General features: G+C 38.8%; 23 protein-coding genes and 1 other annotated feature. Of the genes, 11 read left to right on the top strand and 12 right to left on the bottom strand.

The genetic code is table 11. The features are described 5' to 3' along the window. Position 1: 1 nt before the first annotated feature. Genes ASU02_RS23955 through mnhG form a run of 3 tightly spaced genes read left to right on the top strand, consistent with a single transcriptional unit; the run spans position 2 to position 1,108 of the window. Entirely contained in the window at positions 2–478 is a 477-nt protein-coding gene (locus ASU02_RS23955; protein ID WP_057767944.1) for a Na+/H+ antiporter subunit E, read from the top strand. After that, positions 478–762: a Na(+)/H(+) antiporter subunit F1 gene (locus ASU02_RS23950; RefSeq protein WP_057767943.1), complete on the top strand. Its 285-nt coding sequence runs from the start codon at positions 478–480 to the stop codon at positions 760–762. The genes ASU02_RS23955 and ASU02_RS23950 overlap by 1 nt, the downstream gene beginning before the upstream one ends. Then, positions 746–1,108, top strand: coding sequence for a monovalent cation/H(+) antiporter subunit G (gene mnhG / locus ASU02_RS23945; protein ID WP_057767962.1), 363 nt, complete (start codon positions 746–748; stop codon positions 1,106–1,108). The genes ASU02_RS23950 and mnhG overlap by 17 nt, the downstream gene beginning before the upstream one ends. Positions 1,109–1,266: 158 nt before the next feature. Here the strand turns inward: mnhG and ASU02_RS23940 are convergent, their stop codons facing one another. Further along, positions 1,267–1,650, bottom strand: coding sequence for a hotdog fold thioesterase (locus tag ASU02_RS23940; protein WP_057767942.1), 384 nt, complete (start codon positions 1,648–1,650; stop codon positions 1,267–1,269). A 362-nt stretch (positions 1,651–2,012) separates the two neighbouring features. Here ASU02_RS23940 and ASU02_RS23935 point away from each other — a divergent pair, with 362 nt between their 5' ends. After that, positions 2,013–2,279: a hypothetical protein gene (locus ASU02_RS23935; RefSeq protein ID WP_057767941.1), complete on the top strand. Its 267-nt coding sequence runs from the start codon at positions 2,013–2,015 to the stop codon at positions 2,277–2,279. Between the two features lie 323 nt (positions 2,280–2,602). Here the strand turns inward: ASU02_RS23935 and ASU02_RS23930 are convergent, their stop codons facing one another. The 3 genes from ASU02_RS23930 to ald all read right to left on the bottom strand — a co-directional run bounded on the left by ASU02_RS23930 (position 2,603) and on the right by ald (position 6,093). Further along, positions 2,603–2,833, bottom strand: coding sequence for a hypothetical protein (locus tag ASU02_RS23930; RefSeq protein ID WP_057767940.1), 231 nt, complete (start codon positions 2,831–2,833; stop codon positions 2,603–2,605). A gap of 112 nt (positions 2,834–2,945) precedes the next feature. After that, the gene (proS, locus tag ASU02_RS23925; protein WP_408607310.1) at positions 2,946–4,385 is read right to left on the bottom strand and encodes a proline--tRNA ligase; all 1,440 of its coding nucleotides are present in this window, start codon (positions 4,383–4,385) and stop codon (positions 2,946–2,948) included. A gap of 275 nt (positions 4,386–4,660) precedes the next feature. After that, positions 4,661–4,871, bottom strand: a binding site (T-box leader). Positions 4,872–4,962: 91 nt separating this feature from the next. Next, positions 4,963–6,093: an alanine dehydrogenase gene (gene ald, locus ASU02_RS23920; RefSeq protein WP_057767939.1), complete on the bottom strand. Its 1,131-nt coding sequence runs from the start codon at positions 6,091–6,093 to the stop codon at positions 4,963–4,965. A 239-nt stretch (positions 6,094–6,332) separates the two neighbouring features. On the opposite strand from ald, the gene ASU02_RS23915 reads away from it, so the two are divergent. The 4 genes from ASU02_RS23915 to ASU02_RS23900 all read left to right on the top strand — a co-directional run bounded on the left by ASU02_RS23915 (position 6,333) and on the right by ASU02_RS23900 (position 10,027). Continuing rightward, positions 6,333–7,106, top strand: a complete 774-nt coding sequence (locus tag ASU02_RS23915) for a glucose 1-dehydrogenase (protein WP_057767938.1) — start codon at positions 6,333–6,335, stop codon at positions 7,104–7,106. A gap of 377 nt (positions 7,107–7,483) precedes the next feature. Beyond that, positions 7,484–7,855 carry a hypothetical protein gene (locus ASU02_RS23910; protein WP_057767937.1) on the top strand — a complete coding sequence of 124 codons (372 nt, stop codon included), beginning with the start codon at positions 7,484–7,486 and terminating at the stop codon, positions 7,853–7,855. A gap of 1 nt (position 7,856) precedes the next feature. After that, on the top strand, positions 7,857–8,876 hold the full coding sequence (locus ASU02_RS23905; RefSeq protein WP_057767936.1) for an alpha/beta fold hydrolase: 1,020 nt from the start codon (positions 7,857–7,859) through the stop codon (positions 8,874–8,876). Positions 8,877–9,505: 629 nt separating this feature from the next. After that, complete coding sequence (locus ASU02_RS23900; RefSeq protein ID WP_057767935.1) at positions 9,506–10,027, top strand: MerR family transcriptional regulator; 522 nt, start codon at positions 9,506–9,508, stop codon at positions 10,025–10,027. A gap of 74 nt (positions 10,028–10,101) precedes the next feature. Here the strand turns inward: ASU02_RS23900 and ASU02_RS23895 are convergent, their stop codons facing one another. The 3 genes from ASU02_RS23895 to ASU02_RS23880 form a co-directional block, all read right to left on the bottom strand. Then, positions 10,102–11,415, bottom strand: a complete 1,314-nt coding sequence (locus ASU02_RS23895) for a Na+/H+ antiporter family protein (RefSeq protein WP_057767934.1) — start codon at positions 11,413–11,415, stop codon at positions 10,102–10,104. Between the two features lie 325 nt (positions 11,416–11,740). Next, complete coding sequence (locus ASU02_RS23885) at positions 11,741–13,240, bottom strand: leucyl aminopeptidase (RefSeq protein ID WP_057767932.1); 1,500 nt, start codon at positions 13,238–13,240, stop codon at positions 11,741–11,743. A 60-nt stretch (positions 13,241–13,300) separates the two neighbouring features. Further along, a complete protein-coding gene (locus ASU02_RS23880) occupies positions 13,301–13,678 on the bottom strand; it encodes a DUF309 domain-containing protein (RefSeq protein WP_057767931.1) in 378 nt (125 codons plus the stop codon). A 336-nt stretch (positions 13,679–14,014) separates the two neighbouring features. Between ASU02_RS23880 and ASU02_RS23875 the strand changes: the two genes are divergently transcribed. Beyond that, positions 14,015–14,491, top strand: coding sequence for a divergent PAP2 family protein (locus ASU02_RS23875; protein WP_057767930.1), 477 nt, complete (start codon positions 14,015–14,017; stop codon positions 14,489–14,491). Between the two features lie 56 nt (positions 14,492–14,547). Here the strand turns inward: ASU02_RS23875 and ASU02_RS23870 are convergent, their stop codons facing one another. From ASU02_RS23870 to ASU02_RS23860, 4 genes are all read right to left on the bottom strand, one after another. Then, the gene (locus ASU02_RS23870) at positions 14,548–15,264 is read right to left on the bottom strand and encodes a 3D domain-containing protein (protein ID WP_057767929.1); all 717 of its coding nucleotides are present in this window, start codon (positions 15,262–15,264) and stop codon (positions 14,548–14,550) included. Positions 15,265–15,465: 201 nt separating this feature from the next. Beyond that, positions 15,466–15,789: a YuiB family protein gene (locus tag ASU02_RS23865; RefSeq protein ID WP_057767928.1), complete on the bottom strand. Its 324-nt coding sequence runs from the start codon at positions 15,787–15,789 to the stop codon at positions 15,466–15,468. A 121-nt stretch (positions 15,790–15,910) separates the two neighbouring features. Continuing rightward, positions 15,911–16,039: a YuiA family protein gene (locus tag ASU02_RS26765; protein WP_165571522.1), complete on the bottom strand. Its 129-nt coding sequence runs from the start codon at positions 16,037–16,039 to the stop codon at positions 15,911–15,913. Between the two features lie 208 nt (positions 16,040–16,247). Further along, positions 16,248–17,465 (bottom strand): NAD(P)/FAD-dependent oxidoreductase, encoded by a 1,218-nt coding sequence (locus ASU02_RS23860; protein ID WP_057767927.1) that lies wholly within the window; start codon positions 17,463–17,465, stop codon positions 16,248–16,250. A gap of 379 nt (positions 17,466–17,844) precedes the next feature. Here ASU02_RS23860 and ASU02_RS23855 point away from each other — a divergent pair, with 379 nt between their 5' ends. Continuing rightward, a complete protein-coding gene (locus ASU02_RS23855) occupies positions 17,845–18,840 on the top strand; it encodes an NAD(P)/FAD-dependent oxidoreductase (protein ID WP_057767926.1) in 996 nt (331 codons plus the stop codon). Positions 18,841–18,929: 89 nt separating this feature from the next. Here the strand turns inward: ASU02_RS23855 and ASU02_RS23850 are convergent, their stop codons facing one another. Then, positions 18,930–19,292: a HesB/IscA family protein gene (locus ASU02_RS23850; protein WP_057767925.1), complete on the bottom strand. Its 363-nt coding sequence runs from the start codon at positions 19,290–19,292 to the stop codon at positions 18,930–18,932. A 213-nt stretch (positions 19,293–19,505) separates the two neighbouring features. Here ASU02_RS23850 and ASU02_RS23845 point away from each other — a divergent pair, with 213 nt between their 5' ends. Beyond that, positions 19,506–20,216 carry a DUF2225 domain-containing protein gene (locus tag ASU02_RS23845; RefSeq protein ID WP_057767924.1) on the top strand — a complete coding sequence of 237 codons (711 nt, stop codon included), beginning with the start codon at positions 19,506–19,508 and terminating at the stop codon, positions 20,214–20,216. The last annotated feature ends 281 nt before the right edge of the window (positions 20,217–20,497 follow it).

The following is a 20,497-nucleotide window of genomic DNA, read 5'->3' as shown; positions in this document are numbered from 1 at the left end:
TATGGCTTTTCAAATTTTGCTCAACGTATTTCTAGGTTTTCTGTGGATGTTTTTCACAATGTCATACGAGCCAGTTGCCTTTTTCAAAGGCTATTTATTCGGAATGGTTATTCTCTTTACCTTTAGGCGATTTTTTGGATCTCGCTTTTATCTAGGAAGAGTCATTGCTATCATTAGTCTTGGACTTCTCTTCATAAAAGAGTTAATCCTCTCAAATATTAGTGTGCTGAAACTAGTACTTAAACCAAAGCTTGATATCAAGCCTGGCATCTTTGCACTGCCAACAGTTTTAGAAAAGGACTGGGAAATTACCATTCTTGCTAATCTAATCACTTTAACACCAGGGACACTTGTAGTCGATGTCTCTGACGATAATAAGATTCTTTATATCCATACAATCGACATGGATGATGCACAAGAAGCCATTGATTCCATCAAAAATACATTCGAAAAAGCGATTTTGGAGGTGAGCCGATAATGATTCTTATTGCTGTCAAAATAGCGATTCTATGCATGTCGATCGCGATTCTAGGATTAATATATAGGCTTATTAAAGGCCCCTCCATGCCTGATCGAGTTGTGGCACTTGATGCAATAGGAATTAATCTCGTTGCGATTGTTGCACTCGTATCCATTTTCTTAGATACAAATGCTTTCCTGGAGGTTATCCTGCTGCTTGGGATTCTCTCTTTTATTGGAACTGTAGCCTTCTCCAAATATTTAGAAAAGGGGGTTGCTCTTGAACGTGATCGAGATCTTTAAAATTATTATTGTAGCATTAATACTTATTGGTGCCTTTCTTAGCCTTGTTGCCGCATTCGGTGTAATTAGACTTCCTGATGTATATACAAGAAACCATGCTGCTTCGAAGGCTGCAACCTTAGGAGTCTTGGCTGTCTTACTTGGTACATTTCTTTACTTTTATATGAAAGAAGGCCAAGTGAACTCACGCGTTATTCTCGGCATTGTTTTTATCTTCGTCACCTCGCCTGTGGCAGGTCACTTAATCAGCCGTGCTGCTTACAACTCCGGTGTAAAGTTATGGGATAAAAGTGTACAGGATGATTTAAAGTTAAAAGAAGCAACTCAAGCAAAAAAAGGAAAGTAAATTAGAGAAGCGAAAAAGCGCTTGGGTCATCATCGTCCAATCTCGAGGTTCTCTCGAAACTAGCTGCCCCTCGAGGTTCATGAAGTATACTTTCTTATTCTGCAAAAAAAATGAAACTATGCAAAGGGACTAATCTTACATAGATTAGTCCCTTTGGTTTATTTCTTTTTAATTACTGCCATTGTACATCGTGAAACACAAATAAGTTTTTCTTCCTCATCAACGATCTTTATGTCCCATACCATTGTAGTTCTTCCTTGATGAAGGACAGTTGCAACAGCAGTAACCATTCCCTCACGCTTTCCTCTTACATGATTCGCATTAATCTCTAACCCAGCAACCGATTCCGTTTCCTTATCGACAAGCTCAAATGCACCGATGCTTGCTACTGTTTCCGCCAGCGCAACTGAAGCACCTCCATGAAGCAGGCCAAAGGGCTGCCTTGTACGATCATCAACTGGCATTGTTGCTACAACCTTGCCCTTTTCAAGCTCAGTAATTTTTATCCCGAGTGCATGGATTAGTGTATTTTCTATATTCATGTATTCTTTCCCCTTTCTTTTCTATCTACTTCTACTATAACAGAATATTCTCATCACTTTAAAAGATATAGTAAAACGATAATCCGTAAGGGCTGCTCTCCCACTGACTGCAACTTTATCCTCACTTCTTTGATATGGCCCTTTAATCTCTGATACTGATTGTTAAAACACAGGAAAAGCACAGTCTGCATATATTGATTTCATAATGCCATTCGATTAAAGAAAGGGGGGATACAGCTATAAACCTTCAGTATTTTTATCCTTATACTTTATACACCCCTCCCTTTCAGCCATATACTAGCTATTTTTATCATCCACTAACTCCTTTGAGAACTTATCCGACTGTAGATCCAGGGATGTTCATGAGTTCGGCTAAAGATATGGCCATTCTTATGAATGACGCAAGTCGGTTATTAGCAAAAATGGCTAAATCAAAAAAATTCTCATTTGAGTTAATGAATGCTGCACAGCAATCAAAAATGGAAAAAGTTGAACAGATGATTAAATCGACAGGAATTAAAAATATCCCTAAAACTTCCTATACACCTGACGGACTAAGTCTGCATTTCGATTCAGGCAAAGCTTATAATGACTGCTGTAAATTGACACTGAAATTACGATGGTCATAGGAAAAGTTCAAGCGGCTTGATCATCGCCGTACAAACTAAAGGTGCTTCGAGGCAAAGGCTGTACTGTTAAGTGGATCTAAGCCTCGCCGTAATTTGTAGGCTCTGGAAAGCCGCCTCGCGTTTTAATGATTTTGAAAAGAAAACACAGTAAGCATGCGTGAACCGATGTTGACTTATCATGGGGAGAAGACAAAAATGTTGAGAGGCGATAATCCGCTTACGCTAGACAATTCTCTGATCCAAACGGGATACTTAAAAGGATCCATAATATCATGACAAAAAAGCTCTCCTATTTGTAAGAGAGCTCTTTCCACTTTTCTATATTAATAGTACGGGGTTCCGAAGCCGCCATATCCATATGGAGCGGGGGCAGGATAAGGTCCATAAAATGGGGGCGGTCCGTAATATGGCATTGGCCCGTAAAACGGACGAGGTCTAGCAATAGCCGCACCCGCAAAGCCGCCAATTAGGCCTCCAAATAAGCCGCCAACCAATGGACCGACAAAAAAGAACCTCGTGTCCGCAGGATGTGGGCCATTTCTCATATTATACATCTGGGTAACCTCCTAATTTTTATTCCTACACTACTTCATATGCACTTTTAAGCCTTTTTGAGTGGGCTTTATGTACACAATGTGCGGTTTCCTATGGAGGGTTACCTAAATATTAATAGGCTTTTGCCCAATAAACTTGCTTCTTAGCTGCTTTTCCACAGCATACGCATTCTGTTGAAATCGCCTCTTGATTGAAAGGCATACATCTTGAAGTTGCACCTGTTTCTTCTTTTATCTGATCCTCACAGCTTCTGTCTCCACACCACATCGCTTTTACAAATCCTGTCTTTTCCGCGAAAATTTCTTTCAATTCGCTAAAATTCTGAGCCATATACGTTTTTTCTTCACGAAGGGCTTTGGCCTTTTCGAAAAGATGTCTTTGTATATCTTTGAGAATTTCAGTAATTTTTTCTTCCAAATGATCTGTTAAAACTATCGTTTTTTCCCCCGTATCCCTTCTCACCAATACGACCTGATTGTTTTCAATATCTTTTGGACCCACCTCTAGCCGTAATGGAACGCCCTTCATTTCATACTCATTAAATTTCCAGCCTGGCTTTTTGTCACTTCCGTCAATGTCTACGCGTGCAACACGGGCTAATGTTTTCTTCAACTCATAAGCATAATCAAGAACACCTTCTTTATGCTGAGCAATTGGGACAATCATTACTTGAGTTGGAGCTGCCTTTGGAGGAATTACTAGTCCTCTGTCATCCCCGTGGACCATAATCATTGCACCAATAATGCGTGTCGTAAAGCCCCATGATGTTTGCTGTACATGCTGTAATGCCCCATCTTTATCTGTAAACTGAATGCCAAAGGCTTTTGCAAATCCATCACCTAAATGATGGGAGGTTCCTGACTGCAACGCTTTTCCATCATGCATCAAGCTTTCTATTGTATACGTATATTTCGCACCGGCAAATTTTTCTTTATCCGTTTTTTGTCCCTTAACCACAGGAATAGCCAGTACATTCTCACAAACATCCGCATACACGTCTAGCATTCTGACAGTTTCTTCATGTGCTTCTTCATCTGTCGCATGGCAAGTATGTCCTTCTTGCCATAAAAACTCTAGTGTACGGAGGAAAGGACGTGTCGTTTTCTCCCATCTCACCACATTTGCCCATTGATTGTACAGTTTAGGCAAGTCACGATATGAGTGAATAATGTTTTTATAGTGCTCACAGAATAACACCTCAGATGTTGGTCTTACACACCAACGTTCTGCTAATTCCTCCTCGCCGCCATGGGTTACCCATGCTACTTCTGGAGCAAATCCCTCTATATGATCCTTTTCCTTTTGAAGAAGGCTTTCCGGGATAAATAGCGGCATATAAACATTTTCATGCCCAGTCTCTTTAATACGACTATCTAACTCATTTTTGATATTTTCCCATAACGCATATCCATAAGGACGGATAATCATTGAACCGCGAACGCTAGAATAATCAATCAAATCTGCTTTTGTAACAACATCTGTGTACCACTGGGCAAAATCAACATCCATTGCAGTAATGTCTTTTACAAACTCTTTTCCCACTTCAGCCACCTCGCTTTTTTATAAAATAAGTTTGTATTCACAATCAATATTGCTAATTAAAGTATAAGTGTGCAGGGTAGATTTCCGCTCCAGGATGCTCGCTTTCCGCGGGGTGGGCGTTGAGCCTCCTCGGCGCGCTGCGCCTGCGGGGTCTCAACTGTCCCACTCCTCCCGCTGGAGTCTCGCACCTTCCGCTTCAATCAACCAACCTTATTTATATACACATTCTACTTAATAGCAATAATCTATTAGAAAGAACCTAAAATAAAAAAGCTCTGCAAAAAAATAGGGACCAATCAATTGGCGGTACCACCCTAATTTAAAGCAAAGCTTTACACTCAATACATGATAACGGGATGTAAACCCGCTGTAATCTTTAATTGATACAGAACTCAGAGGCAGGTTCAAATGGGTGTTTATAGGATCCTTTCAGCAATTGGCTCCCTCTCTGAAATAAACAGTACACAGTTTACTATTCCTCATCAAAGTTTGACTATTTTTTGAAATTATATAAATATTCGACGCAAATGTCAATTGATGATCCACAAAAAAACCCCTTTGACTGTTTGCCAAAGGGATTCCTTAATTATTTTGCTGCTGCAGCATTTTCAAATGCCAAGTCCACTGTTACATAATCATATCCAAGATCTCTTGCAACTGCCTCATATGTAATGCTGCCGTTTACAACGTTCACACCAAGCTTTAATGCAGGATTTTCATCAATTGCTTTCTTGACACCTTTGTTTGCAATTTGCAATGCATAAGGAATCGTTACATTTGTTAATGCAATTGTAGATGTTCTTGGAACTGCACCAGGCATGTTTGCAACTGCATAGTGAACAACACCATGCTTTTCGTATGTTGGATTATCATGTGTTGTAATATGATCTACTGTTTCAAAAATTCCACCTTGGTCAACTGCCACATCAATGACAACTGAACCCGGGGACATTGTCTTAACCATTTCTTCTGTAACAAGCTTCGGAGCCTTAGCTCCTGGAATAAGGACAGCGCCAACTACAAGATCACTTTCCTTCACTGCTTCAGCAATATTGAATGGATTAGACATTAAGGTTTGAATGCTGTTTCCAAAAATATCATCAAGCTGGCGAAGACGCTCTGGGCTTAAATCAATAATTGTCACATCAGCGCCTAAGCCGATTGCCATTTTAGCCGCATTAATACCAACAACACCTCCTCCGACAATTGTTACCTTGCCGCGTGAAACGCCAGGAACACCAGCTAGCAATATCCCTTTGCCGCCATTTGTTTTTTGCAAAAATTGTGCGCCAATTTGAGTAGCCATACGTCCAGCCACTTCACTCATAGGTGTAAGCAATGGCAATGTACGATTAACTTCTACTGTTTCATATGCAATTGCAGTAACACCTTTTTCAACTAAAGCCTTTGCAAGTTCAGGCTCAGCTGCTAAGTGTAAGTATGTGAAAAGCACTAGTCCTTCACGGAAATATGTATATTCTGATTCAAGGGGCTCCTTTACCTTCATAACCATTTCTGCAGCCCAAGCCTCTTTTGCTGAAGGAACGATTTCTGCTCCAACTTCCTTATAATCTTCATTTGTGAAACCGCTTCCAAGACCTGCATCTGTTTCTACTAAAACTTGATGTCCTGCCTTAACTAATGTATACACGCTAGCAGGGGTTGCTGCTACACGGTTCTCATTATTCTTTATTTCCTTAGGCACTCCGATAATCATACAATGTTCCCCTTTCTATACAACTCTTTTATTATCAAAACTACCCTAAGTATAATAAGAAGAATTAGAATAATCAACACCATTCCTCTTTATTTTCAAAATCCACACAATTGTATGACAAGCCATCCAATTGCGATATTACCGGGCAAACGATTCATTTTTGACACCCTTCTTCTTATGCTTGTCTATACTATAACGAAGACATTTTCTCGAAAGACGAGTAGAAGGAGGGATATGATTTGGATGTAATGGATCTATTTCATTTGCAGAATAAAACAGCCATTATAACAGGCGGAGGAAAAGGGCTTGGAGAACATATGGCTAATGCACTGGCAGAAGCAGGAGCAAATATAGTCATCTGCTCTAGGAATCTCGAAGACTGCAAAAACATTAGTGAACAGCTAGTAAATAAAGGAGTCCAATCAATAGCACTGCAATGTGATATTACAAATCAAGCAGATATTCAGGCAGTAATAGATCAAACGGTTCAGCACTTTGGCACGATTGACATTCTTATTAACAATAGCGGCACCTCATGGATTGCGCCTACACTAGAAATAACAGCTGATCAATGGGATAAAGTGATGAATGTGAATTTAAAAGGAATGTTCCTATTTTCGCAGGCAGCTGGGAAGATAATGGCTCAGCAAGGAAACGGAAAAATCATCAATATTTCATCCATAACTGGAATTAAAGGAACGCACCCTGCTTTCCTAGACGCGATTGCTTATAGCACGAGTAAAGGAGCTGTTAATGCATTAACAAAAGATTTAGCAGTTAAGCTAGCACAGCATAATATTCAAGTGAACGCCATAGCTCCAGGGTTTTTTCCTAGTAAAAAAACAAAGGCATTTGATCAAACAAGCCATATAATCATGCAAAGAATTCCTGCTGGCCGCTTTGGCACTGATCAGGATCTTAAAGGAGCAGCCATTTTCCTATCCTCAAAGGCATCAGACTATATAACTGGTCAAATACTCGTCATAGATGGCGGACTGATATCAGCGATATAGAAATGCGGAAGCATCCTGCTTTAGCAACGTGGACTGGCGGGTTTTAATCCAATTGCGGCTCCTAGCCACTCGAGGTCATAGCTGGACTGCTCTGTGGCAAACTACCGCCACGCCGCAATCTATCTTATGCTTATTAGGGCTAAACGGTCAAATCACTTTTTAACGACTGAGATAAAGGAAACACGAAGAACGATAGTGATTCGTTGTAGACTCACCGCAGGGAAGAGACCGAGGTCCACATGACGCTTGTCGCTCCTCCTAAAAGCTACGTTTTTAGTCGTGCGATAAATTTATTATGCCAAAGCATTCCTTGTGCAAGACAAAGAAAAGAAAAGCTTCCTGCTTAGCGATAGCAACAATAGAAAGGAGCGTATACGATGACTACGAACCACACGCAAGAAATATTAAATGCCGTCAAGAAATTTGGTATGAAGGTAGAGCTGGGACTAAACAACTCCATTCATGATGCACTTAATCAGCCATCCATTCTACAAGGATTGAACAATCAATCACGGCTTGTAGCAGCTTCCATAAGCAAGCTGCAGCAAACAGTCGAAACCCTGTCGATCCCCTTTAATTTTCCAACAAAGAATGACGTAGCCAACACAACAAAATTATTTATCCAAGCAGAAGAGAAACTGGACTTATTAGAAGAGCAAGTCACACAATTAAACCGGTCCTTTGAAGAATTTAAGGACACAATTGTAAATAGTCCTTCCTTTTCTTCAAATAGAATGGCGGGGGAATAATATGAGTACTCCAAAACTGAATAGATGGACGGGCTTTATCCAAACAATATCAGCCAAAGAACCTGAAGTTGGAATGACACCACGAACAGCTGTTTGGAAGAAAAACAAAGCCACTCTTTGGCATTACCCTTCAAAAAACAAAAAGTATAAGGTACCGCTATTTTTAATTTACTCCCTTATTAATCAGCCATTTATTCTTGATCTTGGCCCTAAATATAGCTTAATTGAAGCTTTTACCTCTAACGGGTTCGAGGTGTATCTCCTTGATTTCGGAATACCTGGATATGAGGATAAAGATCTGTCAATGGATGATTACATTCTTCGCTATATAAAAAAAGGCGTTCAACGTGCACTGCTGCATTCAAATGCGTCAGAAATTTCATTAATAGGGTTTTGTATGGGCGGTACGTTTGCAGCTATTTATACAAGCATAGCTGATGAACCAATTAAAAATCTTATTATTTCTGTTGCTCCAATTGATTTTAGTGTCACACCTATTTTCAGCGAAGGGGTAAAAATGCTCCAAAATGAAGAGGTCAATTTTGAGCAAATATTAGATGCATGGGGAATGATTCCCCCTGCATATGTGAAAAGGGGGATGAAGCTTGCAACTATGCCTATCTCGTACTCTCCTTATCTTTCCCTTTTAAGTCATGCAGATGATGAAGAACGTAATTTAAAATGGAGCCGTTTTAATTATTGGGCAGACAGTCACATTCCTATATCTGCTGCAGCGATAAAACAGATGATTGTAGACCTTGAGAAAGAAAATAAGCTTATTACTGGAAACTTAAGGATCGGAGATCGACCAGCCAAGCTAAAAAATATTACAGCAAATTTATTAGCAGTTGGGGCCAGTCATGATCGACTCATTTCAATTGAACAAATCAAGCCAATTATTGATCTTGTTTCAAGTAAAGATAAATCCTTCCATATTCTTGAAGGAGGTCATGGAAGCCTTGCAAAGGATGGCAAAGCACCCGGTTATTTAGAAAACTGGCTAGCTGACCGCTCCAATTAATGTATGGAAGAAGGCGCATGACTTCCCCTGCTGATGATGGCATAAATCAGCAGGGGAAAACATTTTTTACAAAGTGAAACTTCAATCGGCGGGAGCTTTCCTTTATCCCCCACTGATTGTTGGTAAAACTTACAGGCTGGGGATCCCCCATTTAGAATGTTGTTTTAACCAACTTTCATAAATTTGGATTCTTACGGCCTGTTAATCTGCGAGAAAGGGAGGATGCGTATGTTTTATTTGTACACCCCAATGAAACCAGTCACTGCCAATCAAACTCTCCATGGGTATTTGGGATATGCAGCAATAGTGTTTAAAGACTTTTTCAGCTTGAATTAAAGAATAATAAATCCGATTCATTCTTCTTGTCATACTATTATGTATGGCTTTTTTTTATTAAAAAAGAATCGGAGGAAAACTTGTAATAAATCCACTTTCTTTGCCGAAATGAAACTTGTTTTGTCATACGGGAAGGAATCTGCAATTGCCCAGAGAATCCATTATTAAAAGCGAAGCTTCAGGGAAACGTCCCCAGTTATTCGTTTTATCTAGCTTAAGCGCCAAGGGACTCGAGTCAAAAGCCCCTGTGATCAAGGCGCCTTCCGCTTTTAGTATAAGAAGGAGGATTCAGGATGAATACAAGTGCTGTCGCAAAGTTACTCGGGGTTTCATCAAGCACCATCCAACGATGGGTGAAGCAGCTGGAGCTCCAAATGGAACGGAATGAACTCGGGCATTATTCATTTACAGATGAGGATATTCAACTGCTATTACAAGTTCAGGAACAGCTAAAAAAGGGTGTCATGCTTCAGGATGTAACAGTAGAAGGAAAGAAGACACGTATCGGTGTAGTTAAACCAGCTGCAAAAGAACAGATCGATGAGAAACTTCTAGAAAAAATAAACGAGTTCGAACAAAGACTAAATAAAAAAGCAGATGATGTTGTATCCTACCAGCTTTTGCAGCACCGGAGGGAAATTGAGGAGCTTCAAGCTGAAGTGGAAAAGCTAAATCAGAGAATCGAATGCATTGAAGAATGGATGAATAAGGAGCATCAGCGTATCCCGTCTGATCATGCATTCATTTTCGATAAGGAATTACCAAAAAAGAAAACCAAAAGAAGAAATCTTATCACCTCTTTATTTGGTTTCTAAATTCCTCATCCATCCAAAAGTTATAAAAGAATCCAAAAAAAATACAGCTCCCACATTAGGAGCTGCATCAAAAACTATAAAATCATTGCGGCCAGCCAGCCAAACAAAATTAACGGGATATTATAATGCAGGAATGTTGGTACACAAGTGTCCCAAATATGATTATGCTGGCCGTCTACATTTAATCCAGCTGTTGGTCCCAATGTGCTGTCAGATGCTGGTGAACCAGCATCTCCAAGTGCTGCAGCTGTTCCAACTAACGCAATTGTTGCCATAGGACTAAAACCAATTTCTAGTGCAAGTGGAACAAAAATTGTTGCAATGATTGGAATTGTGGAAAAGGATGAACCGATTCCCATCGTTACTAGAAGACCGACAATTAACATAAGAAGCGCAGCAAGTGATTTGCTTCCGCCAATAACTGCCGCAGACTGTTCAACAAGGCTTTCAACATCTCCAGTTTCTTTTAGCACGTCAGCAAATCCAAAGGCTGACAGCATAACGAAACCAATAAAAGCCATCATCTTCATCCCATCAGTTAATTGCTGATCTGCTTCACGCCATTTCACCGCACCGCTTATATAAATAACAAGAATTCCAGTCAAAGCTCCAAAAATCATCGAATCAAACTTAATTTGAACAAGAAGTGCAGCAATAATAGCGATAAAGGAGAAAACGATCCCCACTTTTGAGTATTCAGTTCTTTCCGTTTCTCCTATTTGACTTTGCTGATAGTTTCTTGTTTTTCTGTATGAGATAAAAATAGCAAATAACAGACCGACTGCAAGTCCAGCTGTCGGAATCAGCATGGCTTTTGGAATATCACTCATGTCAACCGTTAATCCGCTGCTTTTCATATTATCAGCAAGAATTTCATGGAAAATCTGCCCGAAGCCAGCAGGGAGCAAAATATAAGGTGCAGTTAAACCAAATGTCAGGACTGAAGCGATCAGTCGGCGGTCAATCTTTAATTCATTCATTACCTTTAATAAAGGCGGGATGAGAATTGGAATAAAAGCAATATGAATCGGAATTACATTTTGAGAAAAACAAGCCATAATTAAAATTGATAAAACAATAAGTGCTTTAGAAAGCCTTTTTCCCTTAGACTCTCCTTCTTTCCCTACTTTCTGAAGAATCCATTCCACTAGTAAGTTCGGCAAACCTGTTGTAGAAATAGCAAGGGCGAATCCGCCTAACAAGGCATAGCTTAAAGCAACCTCTGCGCTTCCTCCCAGCCCATTTGAAAAGACCTCAATTGTTTGATTTATACTTAAGCCTCCTGCTAAGCCGCCTACTAACGCTCCTGCAATTAAAGATAAAACGACATTTACGCGTAAAAGACTTAATACAAGCATAACAAAAACGGCTATGATGACTGCATTCATGATGAAAACCCTCTCTCATTACTTTACTTTGGTAAATTGGTAGAGAACTAAAATATGAGTATAAAACTATCATATTCTATCGCTTCTTGTCAACTTTTTTAAAAACTAAGGTGAGTTTAGAACAACAGCTGCTTTTTAAAACGATTCTGTTTTTGATAAGCTTAATATTTGCAATTTCAAGCGTTTTTTTGCGGAATTTACGTTTTATTTGCTTTCTTCTATGCTTTTTTGAGGAATCGGCTTCTTTTTTTTGCAGACTCCATTTCATAAATGAATTCACACAAAAAGCTCCGGAATTTTTCCGGAGCTTCAATAATATTCATTTTCAGATTTCAAATCTTTCAACTAGCAAAGCAAGTGTACGAGCCATTACCCCGGTTGCTCCTGCTGGGCCAAGATCATGCTCCTTGCGAGTTGTAGCCGTTCCAGCAATATCTAAATGGACCCAAGGGGTATCCTCTGCAAATTCTCCGACGAAAGCACCACCCATAATGGCATGACCTTCACGGCCTGGTGAATTGTTTAGGTCAGCAATTTTACTGCTTCTGACCCTTTGTTTATCTTTTTCAAATATAGGCAAACGCCAGATTGGCTCCCCAGCCTCATAAGAAGCTTCAAGAACCTGCTCCCATAATGCCTCGTTATTCGTTAATGCACCTGTCGTGTCCGTTCCAAGTGCCACGATTACCCCACCAGTTAAAGTGGCTACATCAACTAAATAATTTGCTCCATGATGTTTGGCATATGTCACGGCATCGGCAAGTACAAGTCGCCCTTCCGCATCTGTATTCAATACTTCAATCGTTTTGCCGCTCATAGATGTAATCACATCATCCGCTTTAAATGCATTCCCGCTAATCATATTGTCTGTAGAAGGAATAACTGCGACAACATTCTGTTCCGGTTTTAATTCACCGATAATCTCCATGGCTCCAAGAACAGCTGCTGCTCCTCCCATATCAGTTTTCATGCCGACAATGCCATCTTTAGACTTAATCGAATAGCCTCCAGTATCAAAGGTAATGCCTTTGCCTACTAAGCCAATGACATCCTTCCATTCTTCTTTTCCTTGATACTTCAAGACAATCATTTTTGGGGGTTCAGTAGAACCTTGGTTCACAGCAAGTAAGGCACCCATCCCTAGCTTAAGCATATCTTCCTTTTCAAGAATTTCCGCTTCGAAATCATACTTAGCAGCAAGTTCTTTCGCATAATTAGCCATGTCTGTAGCCGTAAGCATATTACCTGGCAAATTAACAAGTGTACGAGCAGAGTTTGTTCCTTTTCCGTGTGCATACCCCACTGTTAAGGAAGCGTTCACATCTTCTTCATCTGCCGCTTCACTATAAATAGTCATCTTTTCAATATTCTTTGCCGGTTCATTTGATTTTTGCTTATATCCTTCGAAACGGTAGGTAGATAAAGCAAAAGCCTCACTTATCGCATGTGCTGCATCTAATGTATCCACCTCATCACTCAGGAAAGAATCTAGATAAACAGCAGCTTCCTGAATAGCAGAAGATTTAACGGTTTTAAAAGTCTTTCCAATTGCTTCACGCAGCACATCAAATGAGTAATCTTTTTCACGTCCAAGACCGACAACAAATAATCTTTTAGCGCCAATACGGCTAAATGTATGTACTTTTGATACTGCTTTTTTCTTAGCTGAAAGATCCCTGCTTTTGACAAGCTCCGTTAATTGCCCTTCAAATTGCTGATCTAATTGTGCAAGAATGCCTTCAAATTTGTTTGGTTTATCAAACAAACCAATGATCAAACATTCATGTTCATTCAAAAAATTAATTTCTCTTTTTACAGTAAACATTTTGTCACCCCCATAAAGATGCTTTCATTATATCAGGAAACAGGAAACAATTTCGAGTAGCTAATCTTCTAGAAATAAAATTAATTCTGGCAATTTAGGCAGTGTGTCTACCTCCTCAAATGGAACTCGATCGATTTCTTTAGGAAAAATCACTAAAGCTTTTTCAATAAATATATACACATGCTCTAAATCAAGCCCCCAATGCCTTGGACGATAAGCTTGCAAATATTCATGAGCGGCTGCCATCATTAATCTTGCCCCCTTTACATTCCCATATTCATAATGATAGATAGACACACTCATTTGCAGCAATCCTTTGAAAAATAAATTCCCTTTATCTGTCATCCACATTTCTTCCAGAAGGTCATGGCAAGTATAGTAATCTCCTTCGTTAAACTTCACAAAAAAATCATAATATTCAAGCGGATACTCCTTCAACAGATTCCCTCCCCTTGTATAATTGTTTACAAAACTTTATAAAAAAGTAATTGCACTCTCTTTGAATTATTATTATCATCTTAACAAACGGGATAGAAGTTGAGCACTTATTTATTTACTTGGATCTGTGCAATCTGCCTTCAACGAGGTATGTGATAATCTGAGTTAAAGTGAAGCTGTGATCAGTGGTGTTTTTCTTTGTCACCCATTGATTGTTAGTTGAACGGACCGGGCATTTACGGACTCTGTTGATCCCCAGCATAGAATTTATTGTTCCTGCTGCTTCTTGATGTGGGGTCTTACAGCCCGTTAATCTGCTATAAAGGTGGTTTCCACATGGAATTGTTTATGAATTTCCCCTTATGGGCTGCCATTGCAGCCATCTTCTTTGCTCAATTTGTCAAAGTTCCAATTCATTTCATTGCTTCAAGAAAACTTAATTGGTCTCTCTTGACTAGCACAGGAGGGATGCCAAGTTCTCACTCTGCTGCCGTAACCGCTCTTTCCACTGGTATTGCTTTGGAAACAGGCTTAGATTCTGCTGTATTTGCTGTATCAGCCCTTTTTGCCATCATTACAATGTTTGATGCAACGGGTGTACGCCGGCAAGCGGGGGAACAAGCCATTGTCTTAAATCAATTAGTAGCAGATTTCAATCGTCTAATAGAAGAAGCAAAGGTTTGGCAGAAAAAAGCGGAACAGGAAAAAAGGAGAGAATTGAAGGAGCTTCTCGGTCATAAACCAATTGAAGTTTTTTTCGGAGGACTAACAGGCATTCTTTTAACATTAGCACTTCATTTTCTATTTCACTAAATAGAACATAAAAAACAGGTAGCCCTCTTTTATCTAGGCTACCTGTTTTTTTCTAACTATTCCTGTTTGGATTTAGTATATTGCTGACGGAAGACTTGCATGGATTCATTCTCATTCAATGCATGAAGTTCCTCTTCTGTTAAGGTGCCATCACCCATTTCGACAACATACACATCCAGCGTTTTTTTGCCCCAATTATTGTATACATCTTCCACTGTCTCATAATAAAGATCCACTTTATTTCCTTTAATTGCTCCACCTTTGTCTGCAACAACCCCATACCCATATCCAGGGACAAACAGAATCGTTCCAATTGGAAAGACATTTAAATCTGCTGCAACCGTTGAATACAAATCTCTCTTAACCTTTACACCCGAGTATGTAATCCCAAAGCTTGGATGACCAGGATGTTTGCCTGTTGATTCATAATAGGCAGTATAGCCTGTGGCCACAACTGTCTTAATTGGATACTGCGTCCAATCAATTGCTTCCTCTAATGTAGGCGGATGTCCAGACACTTCCTTGCTCGAAGAAATTTGCAAATCACCATTCACAAATCGTTTTAAAAATTTAAAAGCTACTCCAACCTTCTTTAATGTATGGTCAAAATGATTTTGATCTGTTTGTTCGTTTGTGCCCCTCTCTACATTACTAAAATAATTAACAAGAGATTTTGCCTCCACTCCCGAAATAGACTGGAAAGTCGTAAATAATGCCGCAATGAATAAAGTTGACATTATTATTCGCCTTGTCCAACTTTTTATTCTTATCATTTATAATTTCACTCCTCCCAAGAATATTCATTTCCCAAGATTTAAAGAAATATTCATGAAAGGAAGAAAAATTATGCCAGCAAGAACAATAAATCTATCCATTTTTTGATAAAAACCCCTTTGTTACCAAGGGCAAAGCTACTAATTTACAAAATTCTAAATAAAATAAAAAACCTCTGCATATAAGCAGAGATTTCGAATTTAAAACATTTGATATCCTTTTTTACGGAGGATTTTTATTGTAATGCCGGCACCAATTGCACCTGCTAGACCACTCAATAAAATAAGAACATCAGCAGTGGCAAGCTGAGTTAATTCAGAACCAAGACTTGTAAAAGACTCTTTACTATTAGAAAAGTATTCTATAAAACGAACTTTATCAATAATGAAGATAGCAATAATTGGATAGATTATAGCCATAATCCACGACATTCTTAATAGCATATTTAAAATAAATCCAATTCCAAAAAATAGGACAAAAAAGAGCAGCATTGAAATAGGCAATACGAAAATCGTCATTTCCATTATTTTGTTCCTCCCTTTACACATCAATACTTAGTGTACTTAATGTGTAAAGGGGAGTCAATAAAAATAGGGGTTCTCCCCATGGAAAGGAAAACTCCGCCATTGGCGGAGCGATTTATTCCTATTCTTTTTTCTTTCCAGATCCGCTGCAGCATGTGCAAGTTTCCGAACCGCCAAGGAGAAGCTGAAAATATCCTTTTCCTGCGCAATACGTACATCCATTTGATTTTTCATAATTCTTTGTTGTCATTCTCTCCATCTCCTTTTTGTAACTGAATTTTCTGATAATATATCAAGAATTATTAAAATTTAAAAGCTCTAAATTTTACGAAAATTGTCCACTGGTAACGCATACATTCAGGATTTTCTTACATTTCCTCATTCATTCTTTTAATTTTAAAAAATATTTAAAAAATACAAAAAAAGGGTCAGGCTAAGCCTGACCTTTTTAAAGTTAATTATAAAATATTAAATTTTCCTTTTTTCAATACTAGTGAAGGCCCGCCAATCATGTATAATGCACGATTATCAATCATTTTCTTCATAAACGAAGCTTTTGTCCCAATCATTTTCTTACCAAATGCTACACCGATTGCATCATCTTCACCAAGTGAACATACCGTTCCTTTAATATCTGGCTTAAACGTTTCTAAATCAGATTTATTGCGCATTAATGCAGCCAGGTTTCTCGCACAAGTTTCCCCTTGCTGCATAGCAATCTGAGCTGTCGGCGGGTAAGGGCGATTAATTTCCTCATTTATTACTAAGGAAGAGTCGCCAATAATAAATACATTGTCATGACCAGGCGCTCTTAGGTCAGGCTGAACCTTTACACGTCCGCGCATGGCCTCAAAGCCTGACTTTTCAATGATTGAATTTCCACGAATACCGGCTGCCCATACAACCGTCCCTGCCTTAATTTCTTCTACTTCCTCTTCCCCTTTTCCCACGATGATTCCTTCAGGAGTAGCTTCCTTAATAGCCGTGCCAATACGGAATTCAACACCCTTCTTTTCTAGATGGGCAACTGCATAATTCACAAGCTCCGGATCAAATCCCGGCAGTACCATTGGTGCTGCTTCAACACAAATGACCTTTACCTTTTGGAAATCAACATCATACTCTTTGCAAAGCTCTGGAATTCGGTTTCCTAATTCACCAAGGAATTCAATTCCCGTAAACCCTGCTCCGCCAACAACAATGGTCAAGCGCTCATCCTTCTTCTCTTCTTCTGTATTATAAGTAGCAAATTGATACTCGATATGCTCTCGAATTTGACGAGCTGCATTCACGTTTACAATAGAGTAAGCATATTCTTTTAATCCCTTAATGCCAAATGTTTCAGACTCCCCGCCTAAGGCTACGACTAAATAGTCATAATCGATTTCCCCATTTTCTAAAATAACCTTTTTATCCTCTGTCTTAATTTCAACAGCTGTTCCTTGAATAAAATCAACCTTATTCGAATCAATCACATTTTTTATATCATATCTAACGCGGTCATGGTGTAAAGTACCAGCAGATGCTTCATGTAACCAAGTTGTTTCGTAGTGGTAGCTATTCTTATTTACTAATACGATTTCAGCTTCATTTGTTCCGACTGCCTTTTGTAAACGAGTTGCAGTCATTAAACCACCGTAACCTGCTCCTAAAATTACAATCTTTGCCTTTCTCAACGTGTATCTTCCACCTTTTTTAGTATTTTCTACTGTTTCATTTTTTTAGAAACCGCTGTACATTTAGTGATAATAGTTTGTGATGTAATTCACTAAAATAGACAAAAAAATGTTGAAAAAATGTCACAAAATATTAACAATATACTCACATTACATATTATGCTTTTTCCAGTTGATTTTCAAGCCAAAAAGCTTAAAAGGGCATGTGTGACTATACGTTTTCCCTTTATGTTTCCTCACTTTTTCTATCTTTTCATCATCAAGGCTATGTTTAGAGTATTTAACCTTTTCATAATATTTTTTCCAAACAGTGAGCTTTATATTAATTTATGTTATTATTTATGATGGAATGTGTACTTTATTAATGGGGGGATACGGAGTGAAACAAGATCAAAAAGTGTATGATATAACTATTATTGGTGGAGGACCTGTAGGGTTGTTCACTGCTTTCTACGGGGGAATGAGACAGGCTTCTGTCAAAATCATCGAAAGCTTGCCACAGCTTGGCGGCCAATTATCAGCCCTTTATCCTGAAAAATACATATATGATGTTGCAGGTTTTCCTAAAGTACGTGCACAAGAATTAATCAATAATCTAAAAGACCAAATGGCCAAATTTGAGCCTACTACTGCATTGGAACAATCAGTGGAAAAGTTAGAGAAGCAAGATGACGGCATCTTCAAATTGACTACAAATAAAGAAATTCATTATACAAAAACAGTTGTCATTACTGCAGGAAACGGTGCGTTCCAGCCTCGTCGCCTGGAGCTTGATAGCGCTGCTCAATATGAGGGCAAGAATCTTCATTATTTTATCGACGATTTAAACCAATTTGCAGGAAAAAAGGTCGTTGTATTTGGCGGTGGAGATTCTGCAGTTGACTGGGCATTAATGCTTGAGCCAATCGCCGAAAAAGTAACGATCGTTCATAGACGTGATAAATTCCGTGCCCATGAGCATAGTGTTGAAAATCTTAATAACTCAAAAGTAGAAATCAAAACACCATATATCCCTGCTGAACTAATCAGAAATGACAATGGCATCTCCGGGGTTGTGCTTGAGGGTGTAAACGATAAGGAAAAAGAAACGCTTGATGTGGACGCAGTTATTTGCAACTATGGTTTCGTTTCTTCACTTGGTCCAATTAAGGAATGGGGACTCGAAATCGAAAAGAATTCAATCGTAGTGAATTCAAAAATGGAAACAAACATTCCTGGTATTTATGCTGCTGGAGATATTTGTACATATGATGGGAAAGTGAAGCTGATTGCCTGCGGCTTTGGAGAAGCACCTACTGCTGTTAATAATGCAAAGGCTTACATCGATCCAAAGGCTAAAATCCAGCCATTACACAGTTCATCAATGTTTAATTAACGAAAAAGGGTATCCAAAATTTCATTTTTGGATACCCTTTTTGCCTTACTACGCGCTGACATGAACAAGATGGTGACTTTATCAGCCAATTAACACTCTTCTGGTGTTCCAGCTGCAGTTGCCGTGCGGAATGATGATCCGCAGCCACAAGATGCAATGGCATTGGGATTATCTATAGTAAATCCGCCGCCCATCATAGATTGTTTATAATCAATTTTCGTTCCTTGCAGAATAGGGGCATCCTCTTTGCTAACAACGATTTGAATTCCATACTGTTCAAATTGAGCATCATTCTCTTCTACTTCATGTGCAAATCCCATTCCATATGATAAACCGCTGCATCCTCCGCCCTTTACAGAAACACGCAATGAAGCATTTTCCTCCTCATTGGCTTTCATCATTTCTTTTATTTGCAGAGCAGCTGCTTCTGTTAAAATTACGATTTCACTCATTTTATATTTCCCTCCTTACACATAATGATAAAAATCAAATCCATCTTATTAATAGTATATACACTATGTCTCTCGTCCTCAACTAATGAGATCTAATCATTTTTCAGCAACAAACTTCGTGCTTTTCTCCCTAAATAGAGTATAATTGTAGTAATAATGAACGATAAGCCAGATAGCATTAAATAAACCTTTGTACCCAAGGAGGCGATCTCAGTGACACAAATTGAACCCATCTTTGACAAAAAATGTGAATGCAGAATGTGCAAAAAAACTTTTACAACGAAAAAGCTCCGTTCTCGATTTATTAAAGTGACAAACTACGATACTGATTTTTGCCCAATCTATGCCTCTGATGAGATCAATCCTATTTTATACCATGTAAATGTCTGTCCACATTGCGGATTTTCCTCAACAGATGATTTTACTCCCTATTTTCCGCCAGGAGCAGCTGATGAAATTCAATTAAAGGTATGCTCGCAATGGGTCCCTCATGATTTTGGACAGAAGAGGAAGGTTACTGATGCAATAAAAACTTTTAAACTAGCAATTTATTGCAGCTTATTGAAAAAAGAAAAGTATATAGTCGTTGCAGGAACATATATGAGACTTGCATGGCTATACCGTCTTTTAGAAAATACGGATCAAGAGAAGCGTTTTATGAAGCTTGCAATGGATGCTTATTTACATTCATATATGGAAGATGATTTTAAAGGTACCCAAGTATCAGAAGTTAGGATTTTATACTTAATTGGTGAATTAGCACGAAGGACCCACCAAACCGAGCAAGCTGTAAAGTATTTTTCTAAGGTTATCGAACAGCAAAATCGGACAATTGAGTCAGGTATCATCGATATGGCCAAAGAGCGCTGGTACGATATTCGTGAAGAACAAAAATCCGCAAGACTTACAGAGAACATCAGTTAAAAGAAAGCCACACCTGATTTCAAATAGGTGTGGCTTTCTTGTTAAAAGTTAATTTTATTCACCTATTGAGGACAACTTTTAACTTTCCTGCTGATATCGGGAATCAATATCCCTTTTTGAGGACTCTTTTGCACTTTTCCTGTTCATTTCGGGAACCAATACCCCTTATTGAGTACTTTTTGCACTTTTCTCGTTCATTTTAGGAATCAATGCGCCTTATTGAGTACTGTTTTTCTCTCTTCCCGTTCATTTCGGGAACCAATCCCTCTTATTGAGGACTC

The sequence above is a fragment of the Cytobacillus praedii genome, from assembly GCF_001439605.1.
Lineage (GTDB): Bacteria > Bacillota > Bacilli > Bacillales > Cytobacillaceae > Cytobacillus > Cytobacillus praedii.
The sequence above is the reverse complement of the archived record's forward strand: the minus strand, read 5'-3'. Positions and strand labels throughout refer to the sequence as shown.

Bases quoted from the DNA above. Each gene is read 5' to 3' on its own strand.
- ASU02_RS23885 (WP_057767932.1), bottom strand. From the start codon at position 13,240: ATGTTTACTGTAAAAAGAGAAATTAATTTTTTGAATGAACATGAATGT.
- ASU02_RS23875 (WP_057767930.1), top strand. From the start codon at position 14,015: ATGGAATTGTTTATGAATTTCCCCTTATGGGCTGCCATTGCAGCCATC.
- ASU02_RS26765 (WP_165571522.1), bottom strand. From the start codon at position 16,039: ATGACAACAAAGAATTATGAAAAATCAAATGGATGTACGTATTGCGCA.
- ASU02_RS23930 (WP_057767940.1), bottom strand. From the start codon at position 2,833: ATGTATAATATGAGAAATGGCCCACATCCTGCGGACACGAGGTTCTTT.
- ASU02_RS23905 (WP_057767936.1), top strand. From the start codon at position 7,857: ATGAGTACTCCAAAACTGAATAGATGGACGGGCTTTATCCAAACAATA.
- ASU02_RS23900 (WP_057767935.1), top strand. From the start codon at position 9,506: ATGAATACAAGTGCTGTCGCAAAGTTACTCGGGGTTTCATCAAGCACC.
- ASU02_RS23865 (WP_057767928.1), bottom strand. From the start codon at position 15,789: ATGGAAATGACGATTTTCGTATTGCCTATTTCAATGCTGCTCTTTTTT.
- ASU02_RS23870 (WP_057767929.1), bottom strand. From the start codon at position 15,264: ATGATAAGAATAAAAAGTTGGACAAGGCGAATAATAATGTCAACTTTA.
- ASU02_RS23950 (WP_057767943.1), top strand. From the start codon at position 478: ATGATTCTTATTGCTGTCAAAATAGCGATTCTATGCATGTCGATCGCG.
- ASU02_RS23850 (WP_057767925.1), bottom strand. From the start codon at position 19,292: ATGAGTGAAATCGTAATTTTAACAGAAGCAGCTGCTCTGCAAATAAAA.
- ASU02_RS23935 (WP_057767941.1), top strand. From the start codon at position 2,013: ATGAGTTCGGCTAAAGATATGGCCATTCTTATGAATGACGCAAGTCGG.
- ASU02_RS23955 (WP_057767944.1), top strand. From the start codon at position 2: ATGGCTTTTCAAATTTTGCTCAACGTATTTCTAGGTTTTCTGTGGATG.
- ASU02_RS23910 (WP_057767937.1), top strand. From the start codon at position 7,484: ATGACTACGAACCACACGCAAGAAATATTAAATGCCGTCAAGAAATTT.
- ald (WP_057767939.1), bottom strand. From the start codon at position 6,093: ATGATTATCGGAGTGCCTAAGGAAATAAAGAATAATGAGAACCGTGTA.
- ASU02_RS23895 (WP_057767934.1), bottom strand. From the start codon at position 11,415: ATGAATGCAGTCATCATAGCCGTTTTTGTTATGCTTGTATTAAGTCTT.
- ASU02_RS23940 (WP_057767942.1), bottom strand. From the start codon at position 1,650: ATGAATATAGAAAATACACTAATCCATGCACTCGGGATAAAAATTACT.